The sequence below is a fragment of the Lutibacter sp. HS1-25 genome (assembly GCF_004121075.1).
In the GTDB taxonomy this organism is placed as follows: domain Bacteria; phylum Bacteroidota; class Bacteroidia; order Flavobacteriales; family Flavobacteriaceae; genus Lutibacter.
Map to the genome: position 1 here is coordinate 101,860 of NZ_RHLN01000004.1, position 13,587 is coordinate 115,446.

Below are 13,587 nucleotides of genomic sequence, written 5' to 3' on the forward strand. Positions count from 1 at the left end.
TGAAATATTACTTTTGAATTGCTCTAACATAACGTACAGGTAATGCGTAGTAACTTGAAAATAAAACAATTAAGTCTATAGACTCGCCATTTGCAGATGCTACATATGCTATACTACCATCATTTGATGGATTATAATCGCTTGTCCAGTATTGAGCTGTTATATCTTGCCCTCTAAAAACATTTCTGAAAGCAGGATCTGAACCACTTGAAAATTCTAAATATCCCGGAAAACTAAGGTCAAACCCTGTTTTTCCACCAGTTGTTAATTTATCTTTTGCATACAATGAACCACCCTGTGAAATAATTAAATCATAGACTTCGTTGCTTGTAGGTAATCTCCATCCTTCTGGAGCATAATTTGCTGCAGTTTGTTGGGTATAAACACGCCCATATTTTTTGCGATCTTCAGCAGTTTCTAAAGGATAACCATCTTCAATAATACTTCTATAAGCACTTCCATAATACCATGAACCATCTCCTGGAGCTTCAGCATAGTTGTAATTTTCAGACATCCATTCCAATCCATTCATTTCAGTAAACTTATACGTTTGGTTGTCTCTGCTATCTTTCCAAACACCCCATTTACCTCTAAATCTAATGTCTACACTATCTGTTGAAGTATAATCATCTAAAACAACTTTCCATGTAAGGGTATAAGTGGTATCTTCAATTCCTTTTATTAATGAATTAGGGTTGTTATTGTCGTAAATAGTTGCTGAAGATTGATTTGCCACAACTTCCCATTTTGCAGAAGCTCCAGCAGGTAAATAAGCTTCTAAAGTAAAGTATTTATCTACTGTTTCTTTTTGATTTTTCACATCCAATTGATCTGGACCAGCATCAGCATTTAAAACATCCGTAACAAATGAAATTTCTTTAAAAACAGCTTTTGAGCCATATTTAAGTGTCCAACGTAATTTGTATTCCGATTTTTCTTTACCTATAAATTCGGCTTTAAAATTGTCGCTATTTTCAATTCTACCGTTGTTTCCACTCACAATTTCCCATTTACCTGTTGCGCCAAATTTTGGTTTTACAGCTTTTAGGTATGCTGATACATTTTTTTTTAAGGTATCTACGGCAGCAGTAGGTGCTACTATTATTGGATTAAGAGGTATGAAAGAAACCGTGATACTTGCTGCACCATAATCTTTACCATTGCCAATTTCCCAACCTAAAGTATAAGTTTCTCCAGGTTCACCATAAAATTTTGTTTTTGGGTCATTTATATTTTCAAAAGAACCATTTTCGCCATTATAAATTCGCCAAGTTCCAATAAGCGGAGCCTTAACAGGAACTGCATTTAATTGCACCACATAACCATCGTTCTCAATATCTATAAAACTAGGTCCGGCATTGGGGAATAACTTCAATGGCTCATCCTCGTCTTTTGAGCAGGCTTGCGCAAGAAATAACACAACCAAAAGCAGCATTCCCCAGTTTGGTATTTCTTTAGTTATTTTATATTTTATTATATTTTTTAGCATTTTCTAATATGTATTAGTACCCAATATTTTGATCTGAATTAGTTAATGCAGGGTTTGCATCAATTTCAGATTGTGGTATAGGAAATGTTAATCTAAAATAATCTGGATCTTGAGCAGTAAACGAAAACTTTACCCAGTGATCTCCATTTCTAACAAAAGGCAATTGTCTTCTTTTAATATCTTGCCATCTAAAGCCTTCGCCAAATAGCTCTTTTCTTCTTTCAAGTAAAACTTCATTGATTAATGCCTGATCTGTAGCAGTACTTTTAGAAGCACCTGGATTTGCTCTTTTTTGAATTAAATATAATGCATCTTGCGCTTCAGTATAATTTCCTAATTCAGCTTCACATTCAGCTTCAATTAAAACCATTTCAGAAGCACGAATACAAATTCTTTCAGCGTTTCCTACTGCGTTATTATGTCCAAATTTTACAATAAGGTAGCGGTCTTTATCTATTTCATCTAATTTTAGAAAAAGGGATTTTCTTGCATCTGATCTTGAAAATTTATTTACAAAATCTTTATCTGCACGCATTGAACTATAACCACCAACAGGCCAGTAAAATGAAGGTAATGATAAGTATGTATTGTTATCTTCTTGCGTATATGCAATGGCATAAATAGTCTCAGAATTTCTTGTGCTAAAACCTGTAAACAAACCATTTACATCCATAAGAGTTATGTCTTTTGCTGCTAATTTTGCGTGGTCTCTTGCCAATTCCCATTTACCCATATTTAAATACAATCTGGCTAAAAGTGCATTTGCAGAGCGGCTGTCAAAAAAACCTTTATCGTCATTTTCTTTAAGCTGACTTGCAGCTGCAATTAAATCACTTTCAATTTGCGCATACACTTCCGATAATTTTGCACGTTTATAACCCGAATCTAGGTCTAAATTATCAGAATCTGTATTTAATAAAATGGAAGGCGCTTCAGGATTTTTAGCATAAGCAGGACTGTACATTTCTGCCAATTTTAACATAGCATAAGCACGTAATACTTGAGCTTGTCCTACTAAATTAGTAATTTGTTCAGGTGTTGCGTCTGGTATATAAATTGAGTTGTTGATGATTTTGTTTGCATCATAAATTAATTTGTATCCAGCCCACCAAGGAGAGTCAATATATGTGTAATTTGGCAATACATTCATTTGGTAAACAGGAATAAACCAATTCCAGTTATTAACTGAATTAATCATGACATCTTCTCCCATAATATCAGCCATAATTGGGTTGTAAAGTCCACCAAAACTAAAACTACTTAGTTGGTCGTAAGCACCCATTAATGCCGAATTAGCAGTTACATAAGAACCGAAAACTTCGTCTTCAGAAATAGAATCTGTTGGTTCTAGGTCTAAAAAGTCTTTACTACATCCTGCTAAAACCAATACTAGAAAAGCAGCGTTTATTAGATTTATTAATTTTGTCTTCATTTCAAATATTTTCATTTTTCTATAACTCTATTTTAAATCCTACTGTTACAACTTTAACACCTGGAATGTTGTTATTTGTTGTTCCGTTGATAGCTACTTCAGGATCAAATCCTTTGAACTTTGTAAATGTTAATATGTTTTCTGCAGAAACATAGGCTCTAAGGCTACTTAATTTCCATGAATCACATATGTTTTGTGGTAACTGATAAGAAAAGTTGATATTTTTCAATCTTATATATGAAGCATCTTCAATAAATCTTGAAGACATTTGTTCAGACTGATCTGTGTTGTTTATTACATATCTTGGCACATCTGTATACCTGTTGTTTGGAGTCCAAGCATTTGCTGCATCTACAGCTAAGTTAGTTCCAGACTGTGTTCCGTCGTGCATATTTGCAACATAATCACCGTTGTATGCTTTACCACCATAACTGTAATATAAATAAAAGTTAAGGTCAAAATCTTTATAGCTTAAATCATAGTTAAGTCCACCATAAACTTTAGGAAGCGAGTTTCCTAATCGTTTTCTTTCAGCATCAGTATATTCACTGGTAACTTGTTTTCCAGAACCTAAAGGATCTTCAAAAGCCGAATCAGGTAATGTATTTTCATCTTTATCGTCTGAGTCTGCATTTACAAACCACATTGGTTTACCATTATCTGGATTTACACCAGCCCATTCGCGCATATAAAATTGATAAATACTGCTTCCTTCTTCTAATAATTTGGTTCCAGATACAATTTTTTCGGTTGTTAATTTTAAAATTCTATTTGAATTGGTAGAAATATTCAATCCTATTGAACTGTAGAAGTTATCATTATCAATTAAATTATATTTAAATGAAGCTTCAATACCCATGTTTTTCATCGCTCCTAGGTTAGATAAAATTGTGCCAATTCCTGTACCTGCTGATAAAGGTCTTGCAAATAGCAAACCATCAGAATTGCGGTTATAAAATTCAAATGAAGTTGTTAATTTTGAAAAAAGTGTCAAATCTAAACCAATGTTTGAACTTTGAATTTTTTCCCAACTTAAATCTTCATTGGCTAATTGAACAGGTGTAAGACCTGGAAACCCACCGTAGTTTGCACCACTTCCGTACAAACCTAAAGAAGCATAATTTCCAATATTATTATTACCAGATGTACCATAACTAGCTCTTAACTTTGCGTTGTTAAGCCAAGACCATTGTGGCATCCAGCTTTCGCTTGATAATTTCCATCCGGCACCAACAGAATAAAACAAACCATATTTGTTGTTTTTTCCAAAACGTGAACTACCGTCTAAACGTGCACTTGCAGATAAATAAATACGACTATCATAATCGTATTTTATTTGTGATAAGTAAGATGCCATATTCCATGAAGAAATAAGACTTCCTGGTTGTTCTGGTTTTGCTCCCCATACCAATTCTGGTTTACCTGGAACAGAAAAATCTGTTACACCTGCAGACAATACCGAATAATCTGAACCTAAAGCTTCTTGTCCAACTAAAACTTCAAATAATGATATGTCATTTGAATGAGAATAAGTTAAAATATTTGAAATATTCCAAGCTAAATTGTCTGATCTTGAGGCAGAACTACGCCCGTTAACACCAGCACCATTTCCATGGTCTGGATTGTAATAATTCAATCCTTCATCAAAACTATCATCAATACCTGCTGATGTGCGGAATTTAAAAGATGGAGAAATATCCACATCTAAATAAATATTTACGACGGCTCTTTTAGTTTTATAAATATATTTATCTAAAGCAGCCAAACCTACTGGGTTAAAGTCAAAAATAGCTTTGTTACCCCAATCGTAATTTCCTGCACCGTCATAAACTGGAGATGCTGCGTTAATTACTTCAGCAGATCTTACCGGATTGGCACCACCTGAACCACCTGGAGGTGCGTTTGTTTTTGAATAAGATAAATGAGAATTGATACCTGCGTTTAAAAAGTTGTTTATTTTATGAGATACATTTATTTTGTTTGTAATTCTCGAGAAATCAGATCCTAATGTAGTTCCTGAGTCGTTAAAATAACCTAAAGACATAAATACTTTGGTAGATTCTGAACCTCCAGAAATATTTAAATTGTAAGTTTGAATGATACCAGTTTTGTAGATTTCATCTCTCCAGTCTGTATTTGTAACCACCTGAGTGCCTGGTATTAATTTACCATTGCTGTCTAAAGGGTTTTCAACACCAAACGGATTGTAACCTACAACTTCTTTAACTGATTCGTGCGCATAATCTTGCGCTTGATTTACTGTTTTACCATCTAGGATTGCTTGATTGTAAAGTCCCATCCAAGATTGTTCATAAAATTGGGTTGAATTCATTAAATCATACCCTTTTGAAATTCTTTGGGAAACTCCCAATTGGCTACTAAAACTAATTTTAGTAAAGCCCGTTTTTCCTTGTTTTGTAGTAATAAGGATCACACCATTGGCTGCTCTAGAACCATATAGTGATGATGCGGCTGCATCTTTTAGAACTGTAACACTTTCAATATCATTTGGATTGATATCTGAAATTGATCCTGACATTGGTACTCCGTCAAGAACATATAAAGGTGCACTTCCTGCACTTAAAGAACCAATTCCTCTAATTCTTACCGTAGCTTCAGCACCTGGTTGCCCAGAACTGTTTGATACCATAAGTCCCGGAGTTGTACCTTGTAACGCTTTTTCAAACGAACTAACTGGTCGGTCTTCAATAATTTCATTATCTACAATGGCAGCAGCTCCTGTGTAAGCTTCTTTTGTTGTAGTACCGTAAGCAACAATCATAACGGTTTCTAATTGCTCTAAATTTTCTCGTAATACAGCATTTACAACCAACTTATTGTTAATTGGCACTGTTAGCGTTTGCATTCCGATATACGAAAAGACAAGCTTTGCATTTCCGCTAGGTGCAGAAATTGTATAGTAACCATTAAAATCTGTTAATGATCCCTGGCTAGTTCCTGCTACAACAATTGTTACCCCTGGTAATGGTTGTCCGTTTTCATCATTCACATTGCCTTCTACCGTTATTGACTGGGCAAAGGTGAAATTTACCCCCATAAGGAACAATAAAATAAGGCAGCCTTTTAGTCTTTTCATTCTTTATTGAATTAATATAATGTTATAATTGTGTTGGATTACCTTCTAATTATGAAGGCATAAGTGTAATTAATTTTTCAGCACCCCATAATAGGGGTGCTAAAAAATTGATTTTTATAAATCTATTTTAATTAGATTTTAAATTATACTGCACAAGGAGCAAGTAATTGATCAACAGCAGTATCTCTATCTACTTCTACAGGGCTAGAAAATCCCCATTCATTAGGTACCATTTCTTCAAACTTCACTGGTTTATTATCAAAATTTCCACCTGTTTTAACTTTTGTTAAAAATGCAGCCATTGAACACAAACCTACACCATTAACAGGCATTTGAATATATAAACCTTCTTGCCAGTCTGTAAAATTTGTATAAGATGCAAAAGCACTAAAATCTGTTACGTCTTCTAAACGTAATTGAAGCGTATATGATTGAGTTAATTTACCAAAACCTTCTAATTTCACAACATCACCTAAAGTACTAGCAGCTGAATTTGTTGAAGACCACCCTCCAAAACCACCATCATCTGTTGATAGCGTGTTAATTTCAACATTAACATTGTTCAATTGTGTTACTTCTCCAAACCCATTAAACCAATTGGTTTTAACACTTAAATTAACTGAGGCATAGTTGTAATTGTGATAAACATTGGTTAAAGCATTTAAGATAGTCATACTTTCAAAATTTCCGTTTCCAGTAATATTAATCATATTACCAGTAATTTCAGTAACAGCATTAAAAGAGTCTGCAGAAGTTAAATCACTATTACTTTGAATAGTAAGATCTCCTCCAATATATTTTAAAGCTGAGAAAGAAGGTAAAACTGTTAATGAAGTAAATCCTGCAAAAGAATCACCAACATTTCCAGAAATATCTATACCACCTTCAATTCTAGTTAAGTTAGGCGTTTCAATAGTTTGCAATTTGGCATTGTATTGTACTGTAAAGTCATCTCCAATAGACTCACCATTTATAGAAATGTTTTTTATATATGTATATGTTAATGTAAAGCCACCTTTGATATTTCCTAAAGAAAGCATATCAACATCACCTACACGAGTCATAAATACATCGCCATTAACATTTGCACCAGATAAATTTAATGTAGTTAACTTTCCTATATTTGTATAATTTGGATCATTAGCTAAAAATTCATCAATATTAATTTCACTTACCTGGTCTAGTTTAGCAAAACTTAAAGTAGCTAAAGTTGAATTTTCTTTAGTACTTAAACCTCCACCTATTAACAATAGCTCATTAGCTATAAATTCGGTAAGTCCTTCATTATTCATAACTTTTACATCTCCACCAATTGAAGCTAATGAAGCTAAGTTTAGAGTAGCAGTAGAGCTTAAATCTGAAACCATTAAGTTTTCACCAACACTTTTTAAAGCAGGGAAAGTAATTGTAGAACCACCTTTAATTTCAAGGCTTTTACCAATTAATTTAATGTTAGCAAGTGCAGAAACATGTGCGTTACCACTAACAACAACTCTACCAGTAATAATAGTAGCACCTTCTTGTGCAGCAAACGCAGTATAATCTGCTTCAGTTATTACGTTACCATAATAAACAGTATTTGCATTGTTTTTTACTTCTTGATCTAACATACCCAAATCTGCAAATAAAGCATCGTAATCAGCTCCTAAACCACCTAAATCAGTTTCTAAATCACCTAAACTAGCTTCTAAGCCTGCTAAGTCTGCTTCTAAATTAGCAATTGCTGCTAATAAAGCTTCTTGTTGTGTTTTTTTAAGGGCTTCTACTGTAGAATTCAAGTTGTCTATTTGATCTTGTAATTCGTCAATATCTCCATTGTTAACACAACTACTAAAAGTTAACATCCCTGCTAACATTAAACCGGATAAGGTTTTAATTCTCATAATTTCTAAGATTTAAGTTAATTATTATTTAATTTTTTGTTAAAAATATTATTCGCTTCTGCATAATTAATTATTTACTTAAATTTTAAAGTACCGTTAAGTATTTATAGGTATCATTGCATGTATTGATACGAAGTTCTTAATGAAAGAACCGTAACAATGAATTGAATGATAGAGACTTAAAGAATGTTTGGGTTATTTGTAAGAAAAAGGCGTTTTGATTAAAAAAAATGAAATTAGATAGGGTTTGTAATTGGGCTGTTATAGGTAAATATGAATTTAATGAAACCCAAATTAGAAAACATTTAATTGAAATTATATGTAAAAACGATATATATAAAATGAAAAATAAAAAGCAGGTACTATATTTTAGATTGAAGTTTCATCTAAATCTTTGATATAATCACTTGGAGTTTGGTCGGTATATTTTTTAAAAATTCTATTAAAAGTCGTTTTAGAATTGAATCCTGCTTTTTCGGCTAAATGACTTATGGTATACTCTCTATGAAATCCGTTATTAATTAAAACCTTGGCTTCTTCCAATCTGTATTCATTCATAACTTCATAAAAGGTCTTGTTGAAATTTTTGTTGAAGACTTCTGAAATTCTTTTGTAAGTGATACCTGTTGAATCTACAAGATCTTGCATTTTAAGATCATTTTTTAAATATGGTTTTTCGCGTTCAATAAACTGAGATATAATTTCAAAATCTTCATTATTTTGATCGGATATGGTTTTTTGTTCTGGTGTTTTGTTAAAGCGAACCAAGTTGATAATGTCTTCAGATTCTGAAAATAACTCTGGTCTTTTTATTGTAAAAATTGCAAGTACAATTGTAAACAAACTTAAACCTGCATAAAATATTTTAAAAAGGTCTATAAATAAGCTAATTCCCATTAAATCTAAAATAGCTCCGGTTGTACCAAACATCCAAAGAATTACATTTATAAAAACAAATGTTCTTAACCACACAAGCGTAGATAATTGAAATTTTGAAAGATGCTTTTTGCGAAAATATTGAAAACGGTGAATGGTACTTAAACAAAAAATACTGTAAAATACCCCTTGAAGAATAATTATAATATTAAAAACAGATTGTGTAACTCTATACCATAACGGAAAACCATCTTGTATCATTTTAAGTTTTACATCTCCAGACTTGATAAAAAATGGAGTTAATACTAATAAGTATAGTATTGCTGGTATAAAATGTAAAAACTGCCGTGCTGGATTTTTAATATCTCGGTATAGGTAATTTCTTAAATACAAATACATCAACGGAAAAAAAGTGAGGGTAAAAACATCGAGCACTGCATATAAATGCACATACTTTGTATAAAAATCTGTTGAATAAAGTATAAAAACAAAAACTGTAATGGTCCATGATAATACCAAAGCGCCTAAAATTCTATTCGGAAAAAAATTCCCAGGGTAAAAAATCAGATACATAGACAGTAAAAAGGATAAAACCCCTGCCATAAGTAAAATCAATTCAAAATAACTTTCAATAACCATTTAGATATTTTTCAGTTGTAATTGTGTGTTATTTTATGTACACTTTTAATAACTAACGTTAGTTGATCCTAAAAAAGATAATTTTAACAAGGTTGAATAGGTGTGTTTTTGTGTTTTAAAATACTGTATTGCAACTGTTTAAATAATATTTTAGCTTTTAACGGATTCTTCCAAATTTACTGAAATATTTTGTTCTTTAGATAAATACTAAAAATAATTGTTCTTTTTTGGTGAAAAAGTCTGATTTCTAAGGTGAAATTTACTGGAAAATAAAAAGTCTATTCAGAAGGTTTCTTAAAATGGATAATGTTGCATCTGTAATTGTATATTTTTTTATTAAAGTTATGTAGCTTTTTTTAAATTGAAATTAGCAATCCTCCCTTTTTTATCAATCTTAATTTTAAGAATCATGAATTTCATGAGCAACACAAGTAGTTGATTTTTTAAAATTCAATAATTTTTAGCATTAACTTTTTTGTTTTTTGTGATCATTTAACGGACTAGGATGTTAAATTTAATTTATACGAATGAATTTTTCACATAATAATTGCATCTGTTTTTCCAAATTCAGATCAAATTTTAATTTTAATTTATGCTTTGTAAGTTATTTTAAGAGGTGTTAATTTTTGTTTTAAGCTCATTGTTAAAAACATAAATTTTGCATTAAAATCAAGTTAAAATGTAAATGGATATCTTTTTTAAAATTATTATTAGAATATTCAATTTTTAGTTAGCAATTGTATATTTTTTTTTCAAAATTCAGAAAATAAATATAGCGTCTAAAATCAAGTTTTTGCCTGTTGTTTTGTAAAAAAAATAAAAAACTTAATATCTTGAATTACAGCGTTTTAATTACCTTATTCTTCCTTTTAATGTTATGATTATAAGAAATATTATGTTTTCAAATAAAATGCAGTATTGTGCAGGATACTGAGATTTTTTTTATGTCGTAAAGTTGTTATCATATTACTAATATTTGGTTCTAATGTTTTCAAAATTGCTCTAAGTTTGAAAAGCTATAGAATTTTTTTTTTAGTAGTATCAAACGAACTTAAAATTAATTTATATGTTAAAATTAAAACTCAAGATGAAACAAAAATTTGAAAGAAAAGGCACTTTCTCAGGAATGGTGTTAATACTGGCAATTCTGTTTTCTAGTTTTACAGCTATGAATGCTCAAGAAACGATTACAGGAGTAGTATCTGGTACAGATGGGGTTCCATTACCTGGTGTATCTGTGTTGCAAAAAGGAACAAGTAAAGGGGCGGTTACCGATTTTGATGGTAACTATGCAATTACGTTAACTTCAGGTCAAAAAAACTTGGTGTTTTCTTATGTAGGATTTAAAACAAAAGAAATCGCGGTTAATAAGCAAACTAAAATCAATGTGGTTTTAGATGTTGATGTTGAAAGTTTACAAGAAGTAGTGGTTATTGGTTATGCACCAGTCGCTAGAGAGAAAGTATTGGGTGCAATGGCAACAGTAAAATCTGATGCACTTGAGCAAGCGACACCAACTAGTGCTCTTGATGGTATTCAAGGTAAAATGTCGGGTGTTCAGATTTTAACAAACGGTGGTCCTGGTGGAGGATTTGATATTAGAGTTAGAGGGGTGTCAACTTTTGGTGGTGGAACAGCGCCATTATATGTTGTTGATGGTCAACAATTAGATGATATTGACAACTTAGATCCTAATGACATTGAATCTATGGAGGTTTTAAAAGATGGTGCTACTGCAGCTATCTATGGTTCTAAAGCAGCAAATGGTGTTGTTTTAATTACTACTAAATCTGGTAAAGCAGGAGAGCTTAAGGTTGATGTTAGTAGCGTTACAGGTTATACATCGCTTGTTGGTGATTTACGTGTAGCAAATACACGTCAAAGAATTTTATACGAAAAATTGCGTCAAGATAATACAGGTAACTTAACGGCTCAAGAAAGAGATTCTTTGAGTTTACTTAATAAAAACTCGTATGATTTACAAGATTTAATCACAAAAAGTGGTATAAGACAGCAAATAAACTTATCACTTAGTGGTGGTGGAGAAAAAGGTAACTTTTACTGGAATACTGGATATTTTGATGAAAGTGGTCTTGTTTTAAATAGTAGTTATAAGAGATTTAACTCGTTGCTTAAAATTGATGCTAAATTTTCTAAAAAATTTACTGCAGGAACCAAATTGAATGCAACTTTTGAAGATCAAAGAGGATTAAGTGAATCTCAGGTTTTTCAACAGTTGGTAGAACGTATACCATATTATCCTGCTTTTGAGCCTAATGGAGATTATTCTCCAGAGTATGGTGGAAGACAAAATCCATTAGCAGAAACAACAGCTACACGCAAAACTAGAGATTACAGAGCACAATCATTTAGTTATCTTCAGTTTGAGATAGTACCTAAGCTTACAATTAAAGCTACATTAGGTGTTAACTTTAGATTAAATAAATACAACGAGTTTAACCCAAAAATTACTGTAAATCCAAGTAGTGGTCCAACAGGACGTGAAAGATTTACATTGTCGTATGATATTCAACAAGAAACTTTCATGAACTATGCAAATACTTGGGGAGACCATACTTTTGCAGCGTTTGGAGGTATGCAAGTTCAAAAATACGATGATGAAAGATTTGATTCAAGAGCCGATTTTGTTTCTGATGATATTCATACTTTTAACAATATTGATCCAACTACTTTAATTATTGTAAACGGTACAAATAGCTCAAATTCATTATTTTCATTATTTGGTGGTTTTAACTACGATTATAAAAATAAATATTTGGTAGGAGGTACTATGCGTAGAGATGGTTCATCAAGATTTGGTGAAAATAACAAATACGGATATTTTCCATCTGCAACTATTGGGTGGAGAATGAGTAATGAATCATTTTTAGAGAACAGCCAATTAGTTAACAACTTATTAATTAGAGCAAGTTACGGTGTAACAGGTAATGAACGTATTGGTGATTATGATTTTACTGGTGCTTTCTTACCTGGTGCTGTTTATAATGGTGTAAATGGTGTGTATCCAGTTCGTTTAGGAAACCCAGATTTAAGTTGGGAAAATACAGCTTCAGCAAATATTGGTATAGATGTATCTATGTTTGAACGTAGATTAAATGTAAATATAGATGCTTGGCAAAAAACAACTACAGATCTTTTGGCAAATGTACCATTACCTGAAGAATCTGGTTTTGGAAGCATTCGTAAAAATGTAGGGTCTGTAGATAATAAAGGTCTTGATGTTTCAGTTAGTGGAACAATTCTTAAAGCTAAAGATTTCTCTTGGAACAGTAGTTTTAATATCTCTTTCTTAAAAAATAAAGTTACAAAATTAGATGGTCATACACCATTTGAATCAGGTCCATATTATATTGAAGAAGGACAACCAATTGGTAACATATATGGATTTAAAAATTTAGGAATTTACCAATATGATGAGTCAAATGCATATTCAAATGAAGGGGTTAGATTAACACCTAATTTTGAAGAAGGAACTTTTGTAAATTATACATTAAACGGTGCAGAATATACAGGTACTGTTAATAAAATGAAAAATGCCGGACAAACACTACAAGGTGGTGATATTATTTGGGAAGATGTAGATGGTAACTTTGATATTACTGCTGTTGATAGACAAGTTATTGGTAATGGTCTTGCTAAATACTTTGGTGGTTTTTCTAACGATTTTAGATATAAGAATTTTAGATTAGGTTTACTTTTTGACTATAACTTTGGAAATGATTTATATAGAAGATGGGATGAAAGTAGAAATGATTTAAACTCATCAGGTGAAACTCCAGGTCCAGACCGTATTGAAGGTGCATGGAAAAACCCAGGTGATATTACAGTTTATCCAAGATTAACAAGAGTTACTCAAAATAGAGAAGCGCCTAATAGTTTCTATGTTACATCGGGTGATTATATCAAATTAAGATATATTAAACTAGACTATAGCTTACCTAAAGATGTTATTGCTAGTGTAAAAGGTTTAGAGAAAGTTTCTTTAAGTTTAGCTGTTAACAATGTATTAACTTGGACAAACTACATTGGTTACAATCCAGAGTTAGGTAATAGAGGTAATCCTTTAAATCCAGGTCTTGATGATTTAAGATATCCTAATGACCGTGAAATTATTCTTGGGTTAAAAGTACAATTTCAATAATAATTTAAA

6 protein-coding genes are annotated in these 13,587 nt (G+C 31.7%); 1 reads left to right on the top strand and 5 read right to left on the bottom strand.

Annotation, left to right across the window (positions count from 1 at the left end; genetic code table 11):
* Positions 1-7 precede the first annotated feature (7 nt).
* The 5 genes from EC396_RS03190 to EC396_RS03210 form a co-directional block, all read right to left on the bottom strand.
* Positions 8-1,489, bottom strand: a complete 1,482-nt coding sequence (locus EC396_RS03190) for an FISUMP domain-containing protein (RefSeq protein ID WP_129365258.1) — start codon at positions 1,487-1,489, stop codon at positions 8-10.
* A gap of 13 nt (positions 1,490-1,502) precedes the next feature.
* The gene (locus EC396_RS03195; RefSeq protein ID WP_164975192.1) at positions 1,503-2,921 is read right to left on the bottom strand and encodes a RagB/SusD family nutrient uptake outer membrane protein; all 1,419 of its coding nucleotides are present in this window, start codon (positions 2,919-2,921) and stop codon (positions 1,503-1,505) included.
* A 19-nt stretch (positions 2,922-2,940) separates the two neighbouring features.
* Positions 2,941-6,018, bottom strand: coding sequence for a TonB-dependent receptor (locus EC396_RS03200; protein ID WP_129365260.1), 3,078 nt, complete (start codon positions 6,016-6,018; stop codon positions 2,941-2,943).
* A gap of 143 nt (positions 6,019-6,161) precedes the next feature.
* Positions 6,162-7,901: a hypothetical protein gene (locus EC396_RS03205; protein ID WP_129365261.1), complete on the bottom strand. Its 1,740-nt coding sequence runs from the start codon at positions 7,899-7,901 to the stop codon at positions 6,162-6,164.
* Positions 7,902-8,270: 369 nt separating this feature from the next.
* Complete coding sequence (locus tag EC396_RS03210; RefSeq protein ID WP_129365262.1) at positions 8,271-9,416, bottom strand: AraC family transcriptional regulator; 1,146 nt, start codon at positions 9,414-9,416, stop codon at positions 8,271-8,273.
* 1,087 nt (positions 9,417-10,503) lie between these two features.
* Here EC396_RS03210 and EC396_RS03215 point away from each other — a divergent pair.
* The gene (locus EC396_RS03215; RefSeq protein WP_164975193.1) at positions 10,504-13,578 is read left to right on the top strand and encodes a TonB-dependent receptor; all 3,075 of its coding nucleotides are present in this window, start codon (positions 10,504-10,506) and stop codon (positions 13,576-13,578) included.
* The last annotated feature ends 9 nt before the right edge of the window (positions 13,579-13,587 follow it).